This is a genomic window from Mesorhizobium denitrificans (genome assembly GCF_003403035.1).
Taxonomy (GTDB): Bacteria; Pseudomonadota; Alphaproteobacteria; order Rhizobiales; family Rhizobiaceae; genus Mesorhizobium_G; species Mesorhizobium_G denitrificans.
Window position 1 is genome coordinate 1 of the sequence record NZ_QURN01000024.1, and the last position, 17,459, is coordinate 17,459.

Genomic DNA, 17,459 nt, shown 5'->3' on the forward strand with positions numbered 1-17,459 from the left:
ATTGACCCCAGCATGACTCGAAATCCATAATCAGAGGTGGCTCACTTCTCGATGGAAAACCCGGCTCACTTCTGAGTGGAAATCAACACCCGGAACCTGTCTCGTTCTTAAAATTACAAGTCGCACTGCCAAAGCTGGTCCGTGGCGTCGTATGTTGGGAATTCAGGTGTCTCGCTGAAATATTCATCATGCCACCGCGTCGACATTCTGCCTCGCAAAGTGTGGCGCGACGTCCGATGCAAAGCGTTGCATCATTTCGATCATGTCCGCCTGGTTCTGACCGAAGCCACAACTCAGAATAACCTCGTCGATTCCCGCATCCTGATATTGCCCCAGGCGATCGATCATCTCCGAGGGTGTACAGACGAGGACGTTCCGTTCTAGCTCATCTATCGTCTGCTTTCGCGGCAGTGGTTCGACCAACCCGTTTTTCACGACCCCCGGCCCGGAGAAGACATTGTCGAAGCGCTTGTAGTAGTCGTGGATGAATTCGAGACTCCGCGTTGCTTCCGCCCTGTCGCGCGCCGCGTAAGCCACGCGCTGGAGAGCGAGCCTGCTGTGTCTTCCTGCCTCGCCGGCCGCCTCTTTGCCACGCTTGAACGCGTCGACTTGCTCCAGGAGAACTGAGTGGGCTTCCTGCAGGGGCGTGGTTTGCACACTCAACCCCTTGCTTGCAGCACTGTAGATGGCTTCGGGAGCCATTGCCGCCACCATCATTGGCACGCGGCGCATCGGACGAGGCATGACCGTGATAGGATCGAACTGGTAATACTTGCCATTCCAGGAAATTTCTTCACCGCTCAGCAGCGCCTGCAGAACAGCGAACGATTCATCGAATTTCTCGCGCGACTTCTCGATTGGCGTGCCAAGGCGGGCTAGTTCGAAGCCGAACGCGCCGCGCCCGACTCCAAGATTCAGACGTCCGTCGCAGAGTATATCCGCCAGCACAATCTCACCGGCAAACACCCGCATGTCACGAACTGGCAAGACTGCGATTGCGGTCGTGATCTCCACTTGCTTCGTTAACGTTGCTACCTTGACCGCCATTTGCAGCGGTGAAGGCACCAGCAGCAGATTTACCAGGTGATGCTCGGGTATCGAAACCGCACGAAAGCCAAGCTTGTCGGCGAGTACCGCCTGCTCCAGCATATTCGAATACAGCTGTTTGCCCCCGAATTCCTTTGAGGGGAGATAGCTGGTGAGGAAGTAATTGAAATCCAATGTCTTGGCCCGCCCTGTTGTTGTCCGAACATATGGAGCCTCGACAGTTCGAGAAAGCGAATTTAATTGCTCTTTATAATCGCATTATTTGCATTATGCTGCGATAAACGCCTGCGCATCGCGCGGCAGCGAAAAGATGTCCTCAAATCAAGGTAGAGCAGCCTCGTGAACCTCGCGCATGTGCAGACTTTTCTCGTCGTGATAGAAACCGGTAATTTGAACAAGGCTGCAGACCGGCTCAACGTTACCCAGTCAACTGTAACGGCACGCATCAATGCGCTGGAACACCTTCTGGGACAACGCCTTCTCACGCGAAACAAGTCGGGCGCTGTGGTCACCGCGACTGGCGCCAAATTTCTGAAACATGCCCAGATATTGGTGCAGGTATGGAAACAGGTGCGGCACGACACATCGCTTCCGAAAGGCTTTACGGATGTCTGCAATTTCGGCTGCACAGATGTTCTGTGGGGCGGCGCCGGGGCACTGATGCTCAACATTCTGCGTGAGCACCACAAATCGATGGCCATCAAAGTCGAAAATGGCAACGAGAATGATATTCGCTCATGGATCGCAAACGACATGGTCGATCTCGCGATTTCCTATGATCCGCCATATGCGTCCGGCTGCACTATAATGCCGCTTTTCGAGGATATTCTGATCGAGGTGTCGACAGTTCCGCGAGAGCTTATGCGATGGGATCCACTTTATGTTTATGTCGATTATGGTGAGGATTTTCGCCGCTGGCATGTGGAGAAATACCCGGTAGACGATACCGCTGTTGTAACCTTCTCGGATGTCAGCTTCGCCCTGGAACATATAATTTCACAGGGCGGCGCCGCCTATGTTCCAATGCGTCTGGTCAAGGACGCCCTTGAGGAGCGCACCCTTTTTGAGGTGGATGATGCTCCGCGCTTTCACCGCGTGGCTTACCTGTCGTTCCACAAGAACAGGACGCAGAAATGGTCATGGCTTCCTGCCGCGATCGAATCTTTTCGCGAGCGCTTTGTGGGGTCGCCAGCATCGTGAGCAGGAACAAACTCGCTGACGGTCTTTCTCTGATTGGAATGGACGGCAAGCTTGTGCGTCAGTATCTTCATACACATTTACGATCATCCGCGCGTCGCCACCCATTTGCGCGGTTTGCTTAGCCGCCGTCGACGTGCAAATTTTACGAAGTCCGCCGATGTCAGCGATCAAGCTCGGCTGCCGCAAGCTCAGCGATCTTCAGATCGATTTCCGCCAGCGGGTCGTCATCTGTGAGAAACCAAGCTGCCGACAACCCGGTCCACGCAAGTACCCATTGCAGCAACCGCCTTCGTTCAAGCTTTGCCGCCGCCGCTACAATGTTCAGGCGACTTTGAAAGCGCCCCGGTTGCGTTGCCACCGGTCGACTTGGATCGCTCAAATCCGGATTGGTGAAGATGTTGGCAAAGTCGAAGCCGCGTTCGCCTGCCAACCCATGCGGATCGATGGCAAGCCAACCGCGCGGACCGAAGTCGAGCACATTGTCGTGGTGCAAATCGCCATGAAGAACCACTTGTTCTCGCGGATCGGCAAGAAGCGTGCGCGAGGCATCGAGGCTTCGCATTAAAATGCCCCCATGCGTTTGCGCAGCCGGTTCCAGTTCGCGGAACCAGACATCGAGCGGGACCAACTCAGGCAAAGGCTTGGGCCGCTGCCGATGCAGTCTGGCGGCTGTCGCACACAAAATTCGGCAGGCTTGATCGTCATCGCCGTTCCGGGCCATGTCGGCCAAAGACCAGTTAGCCGTTGCACGCTCCAAAAGCAGAGCCGTTTCGCTCCGCTCAAATACCTGCGCCGCTCCGTCGCCAGCCCACCAATCCATCAGAGCTGCGCCGCGCTGCTGATCCGGGTTGTTTGATAGTTTCAACATCGCCGGCTGATCGCCCGTTCGGAGCGCTGGCAAGAGGTTCGCGGCAGACGTGACGATTGGGTCGCCATCAGCGACAAGGTTCCAGAGCTTCAGATAAGTATCGAACATAACGAACGCATCATCGAAAAATTGTCGGAAAGAACAAAATAAGTACAACTTCTTGACGACACGTTTCGAAATATGCTGCAGGCAGCCAAGCTCAGCCTGCGCATTTGCCTTAAGGCACTGGCGATATTGCCATCAGGCAATATCGCCTTTTCCGGAATGATGGACGTTCGATCAGATAGAGCCGCGATTAACCCCAGACCATCGTATCAAGGTCAATCAGCTCGATCTTGTATCCATCGGGGTCTTCGACGAAGGCGATATTCGTCGTACCGTGCATCATAGGTCCGGGCTTGCGCGGAACGTTCGCGCCATTGGCTTCCAGCTCCTTGCAGATACCGTAAATGTCGCGCACGCCGAGCGCGATGTGGCCATAGGCCGTGCCAAGTTGATAGCCCTCCGGCTTGTCCCAATTATAGGTAAGCTCGATCACGGCGTTATCTTGCTCTGGCCCGTAGCCGACAAAAGCGAGCGTGAACTTTCCGTCTGGGAACTCGTTGCGGCGGAGCAGCTTCATTCCGAGTAGACGCGTGTAGAAATCAATCGACTTTTCGAGGTCTTTCACGCGCAGCATGGTATGCATGAGGCGGAATTTCGCTTCGCTCATCGAGCATTCTCCTGTTTGTTTATGTTGTTTGTCGGCGCGAAGGCAGTGCAGCCGACGCCAATGCGCCGTCCGGCCACCAGCATTCGGCACATCTCACCGCTTGCGGCGGCACTTGTACTAACGCGCCTTATCTCCCGCAGATGTGCGTTTAGATCAGCGACGGCTGCGCCCGCTGCATCACAGACCGCGGGTTGAGCGGCGTCATGAGCAATGCCGGCTTCGCGACGCTTCTCCATCACTGCGGCCCAGAGTGGGGCAATAGAAGCGTCGTCCAATAGATCGAAGGCGCGGATTTTAGCTGCGCAAATCGCTGTATCGTCCATGCCGGATTTGCCGATGGCAGCGATCAAGGGGGCTTGGCGCATAAGCATCGCCTTGGTTGCAAAGTCGCGCTGAAGAGCAGTCAGGTCGCCAACGGCGTGCGTGGGAAAGACGGCTTCGAAAGCCAGTCCTTGGCTAATGCCTCGGCTGATCTGCGCTTCCGCAAAATGGTCGACGAGTTCCAGCCGGAAGCCCGTGGCCCACGGCAGAGACAACACGGCCTTGCGCATATCCTGTGCCATCAGCCAAGCGAAATTGGCAGGGCACCAATAGCTCGGAAGACGAATGGAAACGGCGACGTCGCCTTCGTTTACTTCCACGCCTACAACGAAATCAAGCTCGCCCGCCGTTTCGTCAATTTCAGGGTCACGCACGGCGGAAATAACGCGCTGCACTTCCGCAATGCGCTCGGCGTCAGTCATGGCTCACGCTGCCTTTTCGAGCGATTGATCGGCCGGAACGTCGATGCCGTAGAGCTTGGCGGCGTTCAGGCCGAGTATCTTGCGTTTCACGTCGAGCGTCAGATGCGTGCCTGCCTCGCGCGCGGTTTCTTCGTCAAACTCGAACTCCATGAATTTCTCGATGATCCAGTTCGGACTGGTGATCGCGTAGTCCGAGCCGAAGAGGAGCCGATCCGGCCCAAGATAGAAGAGCATGTCGCACATCATCTTGGCGAAGTATTTGGGCCGGGCGTGGATGTAGGACGGGATAAGCGCCAGACCGGCGTAAACGTTCGACTCCTGCCCGGCAATGAAGCAGAAATCATCGATGCGCGGCATTCCGCAATGGTCGATGATGAATGTCAGGTCCGGGTTGTTCGTGGCGATGTAATCTATGTCACGCACGTCGAAGGCGTCATAGTCGAGTGGGTAGGTGGTCGGCCCTTTGTGGATGTGGATCTTGCGCACGCCCAGTTCGAGGCACCTGTCCATATAGGGCTGCACAAACGGGTCCTTCATGGAATAGCCGCGCGATGCGCCCTTCCATTCGCCGGTGTAGAGCTTGACGCCGGTAATGCCCCATTGCTCGACATCGCGCTCAAGCTGCTTGATGCCGAGCGGACCGTCGCGAGGATCTATGCGACCGTTCAGTATGACCTTTTCCGGGTGCAATTTCTTGAACGCGCTGCACTGCTCTGTGGTGTTAAAGCCGTTGATGAAGAAGTCGCGCAGATAGACCGGCAGCATGACCGCGACGTCGACATACCCATCAACGAACAAATCCTTGGCGGCCTTGTCGATACCCTGCCATGCGAACTCTTCTGCGGTCCACATCTGGTTGGCGGGTGTCATCGCCTTGTGGGCGCCGTAGAATGTGTCGATGAACATCTGGCCGTTGCGGTTACGGATGTTTTCCGGGCGTGCGTCCCAGACGTGGCAATGCGCGTCCACGACGAAAATCTTGTCGCCATTTTCCGTCACATACATCGCATTTCCTCCAGCTTGCGCGGCCCCGAGCCAAGCGCGTCGATATTCTAGTCGGGCATGAGACCGCCCGGATTCATCATGCCTTGCGGATCGAATGCGGACTTGATGGCCTTCATCAACTGCCGGCTCTCTGGCGTCAGCCAATCCCAATACACATCGCGACGGCTGCGACCGACGCCGTGTTCCGCGCTGAACGAGCCGCCAAGATCGCGCACAATGTCATAGAGCGAGGCGAGCACGCGCGGCGTGGCTGCGGCGATTTCCTCGGTTGGCATGTCGTGCGGCGGCAGCACGTTGAAATGGATATTGCCGTCGCCCGCGTGACCGTATGCAAGAGGCTGCCAACCGGGCCAGTCCGAAGCGATTGCCTGCCTGCATGAATCGATCATACGCGGCACATCCGACAGGCGGACGGAAAGGTCCGTGCGCACATGCCGCCCGCGTTTTGCCTGACCTTCGACCAGGTCTTCGCGGATGGCCCAGAAGGCGCGAGCCTGCGCGCGGCTTTGCGCAATTGTGCCGTCGCCGAGCAAGCCGGCTTCAAACGCTTCAGCCAGCAATGTTTCGATCAAAACGCGCCCATCGATGGCCGCACTGCATCCCAGTTCCATGATGATGTGAACCGGCCAATCGCCCTCCAGTGGCGGGCGCGTATCGGGGTTGCCAAGCTTGGCCATTGCGATGCATTCGGAGCCGATCACCTCGAATGCGGTCAGCAGGTCGGAGCAAATCCTGCGCGCCATGCCGAAAAGCCGCATCGCGGATTCGAAAGATTCTGCGCCGAGATAGGCCGTCTCAACATTGGCAGGGCGCGGAAACAGCTTCACCTCCACGCCGGTAATGATGCCGAGCGAACCTTCGGAGCCGATAAGAAGCTGCTTGAAATCATAGCCGCGATTGTCTTTGCGCAAACCCGTCATGCCTTGCCAAAGGCTGCCATCGGGCAGCACCGCTTCAAGACCCAGCACGAGGTCGCGCGTCATGCCGTAGCGCAGCACATTGATGCCGCCCGCATTGGTCGCGACATTGCCACCGATCTGGCAGGAGCCTTGTGCGCCAAGCGCGAGCGGGAAGAGCATGTCCTCGTTTTCCGCAGCATCCTTCATGGATTGCAGAACGACGCCGGCATCGGCGCGCATCGTGAAATTGGTGGGGTCGATTGAGCGGATACGGTTCAGCCGTTCCAGTGAGAGAACAATTGTCCCTTGGGCATCGTTTCCGACCGTGCCGGAAACGAGCCCGGTATTGCCGCCCTGCGGGATGATCGCGAGCCGATACTTGCTGCAGATACGGACGATTTGCTGAACTTCATCGACGGATTTCGGGCGCAGCACTGCGCACGCAGCGCCAAGATAATCGCCGGTCCAGTCGTGCAGATAGCGCACGGCATCGGGTGCATTGCCGTCGATCACGCCCGAATTGTCGAGCGAGTGGCGAAAGGCATCCAGTGCGTCAGCCACGCGCTGTTCGGCGCTCATTACAGTGTCCATCAGCCGAAGTAACGGACGCGGATGGCGTCGATTGCGACAGCGATGAAGATCATGACGCCGCCGATGATGCCGACATAGAAGGACGGCACGGCGATGATGGCTAGGCCGACCTGAATGACGGTGAGCAGCAGCACGCCGCCAAGAACGCCGACGACATTGCCACGACCACCGAACACACTGACGCCGCCGATGATCGGCGCGGCGATGGCGTAGAGCAGATAGCTGGAGCCCTGATTGGAGGTGATCGCCATCTGCCACGAAGCCAGCAGGAAGCCTGCTACGCCAGCCAGCGCTCCGGCAAGCGTGTAGGTGATGATCTTGATGCGGTCGACGCGAATGCCGGCAGAATTGGACGCCACCGCATTGCCGCCGACAGCGTAAATACTACGGCCGAGCACAGTGTTTTTGAGTAGAATCGCCATGCCGATCAGCGCGACGACAAAGATGACGGGCATGATCGGCCAGCCGCCGATAGTAGCCTGTCCAATCCACACATAGCCCTGCGGCAGGTTGGTGATTGTGCGGCCCTGCGTAAGCGCCAGAAGTGCGCCCTGCAAAATGATCATCATTGAAAGCGTCTGGATCAGCGATACCATCTTGAGTTTGGTGATGCAGATGCCGTTGAAGAGGCCGATCAGCGTTGCCACGCCAACACCTATGAGCATGGCGAGAAACCAGGGCAAGCCGAGGTCTGAATAGGCCATCGCGCCGATTGCTGAGGAAAAGCCAAGGTTGGCGGGAAGCGAAAGGTCGATTTCTGCGACCAGCAGCGGCAGCGCAACGGCGAGCCCGATCATGCCCAGCACAGTGGCCTGAACCATGATGTTCTGCAGGTTGAAGGTCGTGAAGAAATATTCGTTGAACATGCCGAACAGGACGACGAGCGCGATCAGCCAGATCCACACGACGTTGTGCAATATCCAGCCCAGAATGGATGGTCCGTGATCTTGCGAGTTCGGCGCGGCGGCGGGCTTGGCGGCAGTGGCTGATGTTTGGCTCATGGTTTCCTTCCCTGTGCGGCGGTTTTAAGCACCCGCCGTCACCTTCGCTCCCTGACGCAATCTTTCGCTGGTAATCTCGTCGCCGGACAGTTCTTCCCGGATCGCGCCAGCCTCGAAGATGCACACCCGATCCACGGCGCGCACGATCTCGTCCGTATCGGTCGAGACGATGATGACGCAGACGCCGGTGAGGCTAAGCTCGTCGATGATGCGCAACACATCTTGCTTGACGCCAATGTCGATGCCGCGCGTCGGTTCATCCAGCATCAGCAGGCGCGGGCCGGTGGCCAGCACGCGACCGAGGCACACCTTCTGCTGGTTGCCGCCGCTGAGCGTATCCACCACAGTCGCGGGACCGGATGCCTTGATGCCCATTGCCTTGAAGTAACGATCCGACAGAACTTTCTCGGCCTCAGGCTTGAGGAAGCCGGAGCGCGCAACTGCACTCAGCGACGAAAGCGAGATGTTTTCGCCGATGGTCATTTGCGCAACGAGGCCATCGCGGCGGCGATCATCGGACAGGAAGGCGATGCCCATGTCGAACGCATCGCGGGGAGCCGCGGGAAGTGGCTGCACCGGGCTATCGCCAAGCGCGATAGTGCCGGAACGGACAGGCATCAGACCAAAAATCATACGCGCCAATTCCTTCGCTCCCGCGCCGGGGAGGCCGGTAAATCCTACGATTTCGCCGGGACGCAGATCGAGTGCGCTCACGTTAATGCCGTCACCGCGAACATCGCGAATGCGCACTGCGGGTCGCTGTTCATTATATGTGCGGCGCTCGCGCTGGAAAAGCACAAGCCCGCGGCCAAGCACCAGTTCTGAAAGTTGCTCGGAGGTCAGGTTGCCGACATCTTCCGTGCCGCCCGCAAGCGCGCCATCGCGCAGCACGGAGCAGGCATCGCAGATTTCAAGAATCTCGTCGTTGTAGTGCGAAATGAAAATGAAGGTCACGCCCTGTGCCTTCAGTTCCTTCATGAACGTAAAGAGCTGCGCGCGATCTTCGACCGTCAGCGCTGCTGTGGGTTCGTCGAGAATGATGACCTTGCCGCCGCTGAACATGGCGCGCAGGATGTTGAGCTTGCGACGGGCGACAGCATCCAGCTTACCGGCCAATGATTGCGGGTCGATGCCCGTATCCTGAAGCATGCGCGCGGCGTCAGCCTTGAGCTTGCGCCAGTTCACAAACCCGCCGCTGCTTGGCCAGATGCCCAGCATCAGGTTTTCCGCCGCGGTGATGTGGTCGATGATCATCGGCTCTTGCGTCACCAGAAAGACGCCTGCCTTTTCCATCGCCTTGACGTCGACATTCACGATGGGCTGTCCATCGAGATAAATGGAGCCGGAGGTAGGCGTACGCTGGCCGGAGATGATGCCCACGAGTGTCGTCTTGCCCGCGCCATTTTCACCGAGCAGGCCGTGGATCGTGCCGCGACGAATGCCGAGCGACACATCTCGCAGGGCGGCGGTCGAGCCGTAATGCTTGGTCAGCTTTTCGACCCGGAGAATGATCGGGTCTTGGCCGGTTTCGGTGGCGGCGGCGACACTCAATGCAATCTCCCGAAATCTGGTTTTCTATCAAACAGCGTATTTCAATACGCGGGAAGTGCCACGCCGGAAAACCGGCGTGGCACAGGGGAGGATGGGGCTAAGCCGATCTCATCAAGTGTAGGGAATGCCCCATTCTTTTTCGGCGATCGAACCCCAGTGGCGCTTGTCTGCTGCGTTCGAGCCATCGATGACGAAAGGCGGAATGATAAGTGTCGGGCCGGTCTGGCCAGCGACGATTTCGCCTTTCTCCCAGAAGTACTTCTTGTTCTCGTATGTGCCAATCGGAACAGCCTCGCCCTTGATGGCGTGCTTGACCAGCATTTCGACCGCGATTTCACCGTAAGCAATCGGGTCCTGCGAAACGCAGGCGTCCATAAAGCCTTCCTGGATCCACTTGAGCGCAACAGGCTCGCCGTCGATGTTGACGAAGATCACGTGGCCCTCCTCGCCGACCTTCTTCCAGCGGTTCTTCTGCTGGAGAGCAGTAACGATACCGCGCGACGGAGAGTCAGACGGTGCGTGCACCGCATCGAGGTCCGGGAACTCCGAAAGCGTGGAAAGCGTAACGGCAAGCATCTGGTCAAGCGCACCTTCAGTCGGACGCGCGAGATACTTGATGTCCGGATATTTGGCGAACTCTTCGTCCATGCCTTCCTTGCGCAGGCGCCAGGCGACGCTCTGCAGGGCGCCGAAGCAGTTCAGAACGGTGCCCTTCGGGCTGCCGTGCTTTTCGGTCAGGCGCTTGATGATTTCCTGCGCAGCCATAACGCCGCCGAGCTTGTTGTCGAACGACACGGTGATCGCCACATCGCCACCGTCAGACGGCGTGTCGATGATCGCGACAGGAATCTTCTTTTGATTGTAGCGGCCGATGGCCGAAACGATTGCCTGACTGTCGATCGGGTCAGAAACGATAGCCGATGGTTGGCTGAGCATGAGGCTCTGCCACTGTTCAAGCTGACGGGTGTTGTCGAAGCTGGCGTTGGTCGCCTGGAACTTCATATTGTTCCCCAACACCGCGCGCTTTACCGCCTCTTCCTGAATCACGAAGAAATAGTAGTCGAGGCTCTTATTGCTGTAGGGGATAAAACCCCCTTCTTGCGCAAAGGCAGATTTGCCGAGAACAGAACTTGCTCCAACCGCCATGCCAAGTGCGCCGCCAGCCTTCAAAAGGCCGCGACGGGTCAATCCATTCATTCGATCCATTATTTCCTCCCAGATGCGAACTCATCTAGCAATACTAGATTTGTAATTCAATGACAAGAGATATGCACTAGGCTGGCGCAACTTTCTTTACGGGACAAGTCACGTATTCGCGAAAATTCAGAATGTAAATTTTTACATGAAAAACAATGCGTTATGTATTTTCGTATGCAGCCATTGACGCAACAAAGCATCGCATGACGGCCAAATCGGCCGTCATATAGCAAAACATTCAAAATGTAGCGTTCACTACTTATGACGTAATTCTACATATGTCGTGCCATCGAAACGGCCCACGACCATGCCTTGGGATTCCCGCGTGAAGAGTCCATTTTCGACAACGCCGGGAATTTGGTTCAATGCGATTTCAAGCTCTGCTGGCGCGGGGATCACCCCGCAGCGGCAATCAAGAATGAAATTGCCGCTGTCGGTTACGACCGGCTGTTCGTCGCGCATACGCCGCTCGATCACCGCGTTCTTTATGCCATGCTGAACCAGCGCGTGAGCGACCATGCGCTCGGTCTGCTTCCAGGCGAATTGCACGACCTCGACCGGCAGCGGAAACGCGCCAAGGGTTTTGACGATTTTGGATTCGTCGCAGATGGTGATCATTCGCTTGGAAGCGTGGGCGATGATCTTTTCCCACAACAGGCAGGCGCCGCCGCCCTTGACCATATTGAACTGGTGATCGATTTCGTCAGGACCATCGACCGTCAAGTCCAACTCGCCAATTTCATTCGGATCGGTCAGCACGATGCCGACTTCGCGCGCGACATCATTGGTGGATCGCGAGGTGGTGGTGCAGGTGAGTTTCAGACCGTTGGCAACGTGCTTGCCGAGTTCGCGGACGAAGAAGTGCGAGGTGGTGCCGGAGCCGAGGCCGAGCTTCATGCCGTCCTTGACGAACTCCTGAATGACACGGCGACCCGCTGCCTTTTTTGCTTCGTCCTGCTTACTCATAATGTGTTCCTTCAAATTTTCTCGGTCTGCCAGAAGTCGAGCGCCGGAAGTTGATCCGGAAACTCGCTTCCGCTCGTCATGGCGATGGCCGTTACCAGCATGTTGACGACCAGATGATGGTTGAGCCGCGAGGCAAGCGGCGTGAGAATTTCCGTGCGGTCATAAGGCAGCACCGCGATGAGCAAGTCCGAGACATGCGAGAGTGGGCTGTCGGCAGCGGTGATCGAAAGCACTCGCGCGCCTTTCGCGCGCGCCGCGATAGCTATGTCGATCATCTGTTTGGTGTGTCCGGACTGCGAGAAAATCAGCACGGCCTCATTCGGGCGCGAGGTTTCGGCGTGCAGCCATTGTTTTTTTCGGCCGATCAGCGCGGCGCAGCGCATGCCTAGGCGCTGGAACTTATGCTCCGCGTCGAGCGCGGTAATTTCCGAAATGCCGCTGGCATAAATGCCAACCCATGTGGCGGAGTGCAGAAGCTTTGCACCGGCTTCAACCTCAAGCGGGTTCAAATCTTCCAGCAAACGCTGGATCGCGTTGAGCGAATTGCGCGCTGTCTTTCGCACGACATTCTGGATCGAGTCGCCCGGCGCGATTTGTTCGTAAGCAAAGGGCGCAGAAGGCACGAGGCTTTGCGCCAGGTGCAGCTTGAAATCCTGATAGCCCTGAAAGCCGAAGCGACGGCAAAAGCGCATGATCGTCGGGTCGCTGACCTCGCACTGCTCGGACAGTCGCGCCATGCTCATGTGAATGACTTCGCCGGGATTGGCGCTGACAAATCGCGCAACGCGCAACTCAGCCGAGCCCATCTCTTCGCTTTCCTGTACAATGCGCTGCAAAAGACTTTGCGCCATCGGTCCCTCCCTACGTGCGTTCGTCACGGTCAGGATTCCTCGCGAGATCGATCAGTCGGTCAAGGCGTCGATGCGGTTCAACGGAAAGCTCGGCACCGCATCCCCAGGAAACTGCATAAAATGGAGCGCCGGCGGCTTCGGCGGTGGCTTGGTCGACCTTGGTGTCGCCCACATAGGCCCAGGAGTCGCCGTTCAGATCCATTTTTTCCACCACCGCGAGCAGGTGACTCGGGTGCGGCTTGCAAACAGGCGCAGTATCAGCCCCAACCACGACTTCGAAGAATGGTGCAACGCCAAGTATTTCGAGCACTTTCAGAGACAATTCCTGCGGCTTGTTGGTGCAAATGCCGAGACGTAATCCAGCCGTGTGCAACGCCTGCAGATCCTCGCGAACATGCGGATAGAACAGCGTGCGTTGCGCAGGCTCCTGCTGATAGTTCGCGAGATAATCGCGTACGGCCTTATCGACTGTCCGGTCGTCGCTTGGCAGGTCAAGCGCAGCTAGCAGGTCGTGCAGGAGGCGACGCGGACCAAAGCCAATGAATTCCTCGACAAAAGCGACAGATTGAACCGGCCAGCCATGCGCTTCCAGAACCTTGTTGACGGCAGCAGCGATGTCGGGCGCGCTGTTGATCAACGTGCCATCAAGGTCAAACACCAGCGCCTTGTAGGGGGGTTCCCGCTCGGGGCCGTCTTGCTGGCTCATGTGACGTGTCCGTCCATGCTGGCGCTATCGGTCAAGACCAGATTTGCCGATGGCGGCAAAGCTGGGGGTGAGGGTCTTGTAAAGCTCGGCGTAGATGCGGAACGCGGCCTGCAACGCCTCGCTATTTGCAGTATTCGGACTTTCGCGCGTCATGGATTTGCAGACATTTGCCGCTGCGATCGCATCGGGCCAGATGCCGACGCCAACACCAGCAACAAGTGCCGCGCCAAACGCGCCGCCTTCCGCTGCGCCTTCGGTTGTCACCACATCGCAGCCGAAAAGATCTGCCTGCATCTGCCGCCACAGAGCGGAGCGCGCGCCGCCACCTGATGCCTTGATAAGCTTGCGGCCAATGCCGACTTTTTCCATCAGCGAATAAATGTCGAAAAGCGAGTGCGTGACACCTTCCATAATAGCGCGCGAAATATCTGACGCGCCGTGACGGGCAGTCAGGCCGACAAACGCGCCACGCGCCGAAGGATCGGGATGCGGGCAGCGTTCACCATTGAGATAAGGCAGAAAGAATAGGCCGCGCGAACCGGCAGGCGCATCGGCTGCGAGTTCAGACAGGTTCTCCGCAGTCGGAACATTATCGCTAGCAAAACCGCCAATCACCGAACGCAACCACTCCATCGCGCCGCCCGCATTGAGCGAAACGCCCATGCAATGCCATTTGTCCGGCGCTACATTGCAGAACACTTGCAACCGACCGTCGGGATTGTTGACCGGCTCATCCAGCGCGACAGCGAGAATGCCTGCGGTGCCAATCGTGGTTTGCAGTTCACCGGGCGCGATGACGCCTGATCCGATTGTCTGGATGACGCTGTCGCCACCGCCGCCGACCACAGGAATTCCGACCGGCAGGCCGAACAATTCCGAACCGGACTTGCTGACGCGCCCGCTTATGACGTGCGATTCATGGCAGGGCGGCAAAAGCGCAGGATCGATGTTCAGAATATCGAGCAGACCGCCCGCCCATTTGCGCGCGCGGGTGTCGAACAATCCGGTGCCGGATGCATCCGAAACCTCGGTCGCCTTCTCGCCCGTCAGTACGAGGCGCAAATAGTCCTTCGGGTTCAGAATGTGCGTCATGCGCCCGAACAATTCCGGCTCATGATTGCGCATCCAGACGATCTTGCCGCCCGTGTACCCAACCAGCATACGGTTGTTGGTATGTGCCAGCAGGCCCTCAAGCCCACCCGCGCGCTCGGTGATTTCCGCGCACTCTGCACCGTTCCGCTGGTCGTTCCAGAGCAACGCAGGGCGCAGCACCTTGTCGTCTGCGTCGAGCGGCGTCAGGCCATGCATCTGACCGGACAGACCGATGGCCGCGATTTCGATCTTCGGCTGCCTGGCAAGAACGCCAGCAACCGCCTTGCGCGCGCCGTCGATCCACAGTTGCGGGTCTTGCTCGGTCCAGCCGGGTTTTGGCTGCGACAGGCCGTAAGTCTCGGTCTGGCTCGCCAACACAGCGCCTTTGCTGTCAATCAGCAGCGCCTTGCAGCCGGACGTTCCAATATCGATGCCAAGGAGAGCCTGGGTCACGGATCACTGCCCTTCCGGCTCGTCGTAGCGAATGCGGATATGTTTGAAGTTCAGATATTCAAGCATGCCTTCGCGGCCATGCTCATAGCCCACGCCGCTCTGCTTGCGACCGCCATAGGGCGCGTTCATGATGCCTGCATCGACATTGTTCACCGCGACGTTTCCATAATCGAGGCGGCTGGAAATATAGCGAACCTCGGCCATGTCCTTTGCGTAGAGATAGGAGGCAAGGCCGTAAGGCGTATCGTTGGCAAGCTCAATTGCCTCATCCAGCGTATCGAACGGCATAACGCCAACCAGTGGGCCGAATGTTTCCTCGGTCATCACTTTCATGCCATGCGTGCACGCTGCAACGACCGTTGGCCGGAAGAAATGACCATGCGCAAATTCCGCGCCATTGGGTGCTTTGCCGCCAGCAATGAGCTTTCCGCCCTTTTCCAGCGCGTCGGCGAGATGTTCCTTTGTTTTGGCAAGCGGCTCAGCGGATGCCATCGCGCCGACATCCGCGTCCGGCTTTTCGATGCCGTTGGCGACGACGAGCTTGTCTGCCGCTTCGCCTAGCGCTTTCACGAAATCCACATAGACCGGTCGGGCAACATAGATGCGGTTGATGGCGATGCATATCTGCCCCATGTTGCGGAATGACCGTCGCGCCGCTCCTTTCACTGCGGCTTGCAGATCGGCAGATGCGGTCACGATCAGCGGGCAGTTGCCGCCGAGCTCCAGCGAAAGCCGCTTGATCGTTGGGCATGAGCGCTGGATATGCAGACCCACCGCGCTTGACCCGGTGAAGGCGATCTTATCCACGCCGGGATGCTCCACCAGCGCCTGACCGACCTTGGAGCCGGAGCCGGTGACAACATTCACTACTCCCGCAGGGATGCCCGCCTTCTCTGCCATTTTGGCAATGGCCAGCGCGGTAAAGGGCGTAAGTTCTGCAGGCTTGATGACGATTGTGCAACCGGCAGCCAGCGCGCCACACATCTTCCAGCCAATCAGTTCAGCGGGGTAGTTCCACGGTGTGATTGCGCCAACAACACCAATCGGCTCGCGCACCACGAGGCTATCTATATCGGTCGTTGCGTTCGGCACGATCTCGCCATGAATCCGAACCGCTTCCTCGGCATAGAAATGGCAGGCTTCCGCGAGTTTGAGCACTTCGCCCTTGGCCTCGTTCAGAGGCTTGCCTTGTTCCAGCGTCATGGTGCGCGCCATCGCGTCTGCTTCGGCGGCAATGTATTCGCCAAGCCTATGCAGTGCGCGAGAGCGCTCGAACGGCGTGACCCGCGACCATGTTTTAAACGCCTTGCGCGCCGCCGCGACAGCGGCGTCGATTTCTTCCGGCGTGGCGGTTGCTATGTGGGCGAGAATTTCGCCAGTCGCCGGATTTTCGACAGGAATGCGCACGCCTGTGCCTGTGACGAACCGGCCATCAATAAACAGCTTTTCGGCCAGTTCCGAGATCATGCCTAGCATTCCTCCGCTGCGCGCTTTTCGCGAGTTTTTGTATCTCCCATACTCATAAACTAGATTTACTAGCTTGCGCAACCTTTTCGTCTGGCGAAGGCGCCGAATGAGAAAAACTCAGTGTAAAAGGTATTAGTGAATTGTTTTTGCAATATAAAGTTTACCGACTTGCTTCGTGATCGATTATCGATGCGGAATCGCCCTGACATCTCAAGAGACATTGCGCGATTGAAAAGTTAGTTATACTACTGGGCAAACACCGAAGGTATATAAGAACGACAAGGTCGGCTACTGTTCTGACCTGCGCGGAGGAAGAATCATGTCGTACATGGAGAAATTTGGCCTGCCGGAGCGTTTTGCGCTCGTGACAGGCGCAGGGCAAGGCATTGGCGAAGCATGTGCGACGGCGCTTGCCGAAGCGGGTGCGCATGTATTCGTGACCGACCTCAGCGCGGATCGCGCCAATAAGGTCGCCGATGCGCTGACCAAACGCGGCTTGAAGGCGACCGCACACGAACTCGACGTGACCAATACGGTGCAACTCGACGCATTAGCGGCAAAGCTGCCGACGCTCGACGCTCTGGTTTGCAATGCGGGCATCGCATCGAACACGCCCGCCGAAGACATGAGCGATGCGGAGTGGGATCGCGTCATCGGCATCAATCTGACCGGGGTTTTCAAGACCTGTCGCGCGTTCGGGCGCAAGATGCTGGCGGCGGGGCGTGGCTCGGTTGTCAATATCGGCTCGATGTCCGGTGATATTGTGAACACGCCGCAGCCGCAGTGCCATTACAACGCCGCCAAGGCGGGCGTACACCATCTTACCAAATCGCTGGCGGTCGAGTGGGCGACGCGCGGCGTGCGCGTCAATGCCGTTGCGCCGACATATATCGAGACGCCGCTGATCGCCAATCTGGAAGACGCGCAGGAAATGATCGACCGCTGGCTGGACCTGACGCCGATGAAGCGCATGGGACAGCCGCAGGAAATTGCCTCCGTGGTTCTGTTCCTCGCGTCCGATGCCTCAAGCCTGATGACGGGCAGCATCTTGACGGCGGATGCCGGATACACGTCGATCTAGACGGCCTATAACAAGCAGAATTCAGGAGG

16 protein-coding genes are annotated in these 17,459 nt (G+C 57.8%); 2 read left to right on the forward strand and 14 right to left on the reverse strand.

The window, feature by feature from the left end; translation table 11 throughout:
* Window positions 1-186: 186 nt before the first annotated feature.
* Window positions 187-1,221, reverse strand: coding sequence for an LLM class flavin-dependent oxidoreductase (locus tag DY251_RS20160; RefSeq protein WP_116625706.1), 1,035 nt, complete (start codon window positions 1,219-1,221; stop codon window positions 187-189).
* 165 nt (window positions 1,222-1,386) lie between these two features.
* Between DY251_RS20160 and DY251_RS20165 the strand changes: the two genes are divergently transcribed.
* Complete coding sequence (locus tag DY251_RS20165; RefSeq protein ID WP_116625707.1) at window positions 1,387-2,247, forward strand: LysR family transcriptional regulator; 861 nt, start codon at window positions 1,387-1,389, stop codon at window positions 2,245-2,247.
* Window positions 2,248-2,407: 160 nt separating this feature from the next.
* Here DY251_RS20165 and DY251_RS20170 read toward each other — a convergent pair whose 3' ends face one another.
* From DY251_RS20170 to DY251_RS20230, 13 genes are all read right to left on the reverse strand, one after another.
* Window positions 2,408-3,223: an aminoglycoside phosphotransferase family protein gene (locus DY251_RS20170; protein WP_116625708.1), complete on the reverse strand. Its 816-nt coding sequence runs from the start codon at window positions 3,221-3,223 to the stop codon at window positions 2,408-2,410.
* 187 nt (window positions 3,224-3,410) lie between these two features.
* Window positions 3,411-3,827 carry a lactoylglutathione lyase gene (gloA, locus tag DY251_RS20175; RefSeq protein ID WP_116625709.1) on the reverse strand — a complete coding sequence of 139 codons (417 nt, stop codon included), beginning with the start codon at window positions 3,825-3,827 and terminating at the stop codon, window positions 3,411-3,413.
* On the reverse strand, window positions 3,824-4,570 hold the full coding sequence (locus tag DY251_RS20180; RefSeq protein WP_116625710.1) for an iron-sulfur cluster assembly protein: 747 nt from the start codon (window positions 4,568-4,570) through the stop codon (window positions 3,824-3,826). Before DY251_RS20180 ends, gloA begins: the two co-directional genes overlap by 4 nt.
* A 3-nt stretch (window positions 4,571-4,573) precedes the next feature.
* Window positions 4,574-5,575 (reverse strand): amidohydrolase family protein, encoded by a 1,002-nt coding sequence (locus DY251_RS20185; RefSeq protein WP_116625711.1) that lies wholly within the window; start codon window positions 5,573-5,575, stop codon window positions 4,574-4,576.
* 47 nt (window positions 5,576-5,622) lie between these two features.
* Window positions 5,623-7,053: an FAD-binding oxidoreductase gene (locus DY251_RS20190; RefSeq protein WP_116625734.1), complete on the reverse strand. Its 1,431-nt coding sequence runs from the start codon at window positions 7,051-7,053 to the stop codon at window positions 5,623-5,625.
* Window positions 7,054-7,064: 11 nt separating this feature from the next.
* Window positions 7,065-8,066, reverse strand: coding sequence for an ABC transporter permease (locus DY251_RS20195; RefSeq protein ID WP_116625712.1), 1,002 nt, complete (start codon window positions 8,064-8,066; stop codon window positions 7,065-7,067).
* Window positions 8,067-8,090: 24 nt separating this feature from the next.
* Complete coding sequence (locus tag DY251_RS20200; protein ID WP_116625713.1) at window positions 8,091-9,617, reverse strand: sugar ABC transporter ATP-binding protein; 1,527 nt, start codon at window positions 9,615-9,617, stop codon at window positions 8,091-8,093.
* Between the two features lie 111 nt (window positions 9,618-9,728).
* Window positions 9,729-10,823: a sugar ABC transporter substrate-binding protein gene (locus DY251_RS20205; RefSeq protein ID WP_116625714.1), complete on the reverse strand. Its 1,095-nt coding sequence runs from the start codon at window positions 10,821-10,823 to the stop codon at window positions 9,729-9,731.
* 246 nt (window positions 10,824-11,069) lie between these two features.
* Complete coding sequence (gene rpiA / locus DY251_RS20210) at window positions 11,070-11,780, reverse strand: ribose-5-phosphate isomerase RpiA (protein WP_199498898.1); 711 nt, start codon at window positions 11,778-11,780, stop codon at window positions 11,070-11,072.
* Between the two features lie 11 nt (window positions 11,781-11,791).
* Window positions 11,792-12,631 (reverse strand): MurR/RpiR family transcriptional regulator, encoded by an 840-nt coding sequence (locus DY251_RS20215; protein ID WP_116625715.1) that lies wholly within the window; start codon window positions 12,629-12,631, stop codon window positions 11,792-11,794.
* Window positions 12,632-12,641: 10 nt separating this feature from the next.
* Window positions 12,642-13,337 carry a phosphoglycolate phosphatase gene (gph, locus tag DY251_RS20220; protein ID WP_116625716.1) on the reverse strand — a complete coding sequence of 232 codons (696 nt, stop codon included), beginning with the start codon at window positions 13,335-13,337 and terminating at the stop codon, window positions 12,642-12,644.
* Window positions 13,338-13,361: 24 nt separating this feature from the next.
* Window positions 13,362-14,882, reverse strand: coding sequence for a xylulokinase (gene xylB, locus DY251_RS20225; RefSeq protein ID WP_116625717.1), 1,521 nt, complete (start codon window positions 14,880-14,882; stop codon window positions 13,362-13,364).
* A gap of 3 nt (window positions 14,883-14,885) precedes the next feature.
* On the reverse strand, window positions 14,886-16,349 hold the full coding sequence (locus DY251_RS20230; RefSeq protein ID WP_116625718.1) for an aldehyde dehydrogenase family protein: 1,464 nt from the start codon (window positions 16,347-16,349) through the stop codon (window positions 14,886-14,888).
* Window positions 16,350-16,668: 319 nt separating this feature from the next.
* Here DY251_RS20230 and DY251_RS20235 point away from each other — a divergent pair, with 319 nt between their 5' ends.
* Window positions 16,669-17,430 carry an SDR family NAD(P)-dependent oxidoreductase gene (locus tag DY251_RS20235; protein ID WP_116625719.1) on the forward strand — a complete coding sequence of 254 codons (762 nt, stop codon included), beginning with the start codon at window positions 16,669-16,671 and terminating at the stop codon, window positions 17,428-17,430.
* The last annotated feature ends 29 nt before the right edge of the window (window positions 17,431-17,459 follow it).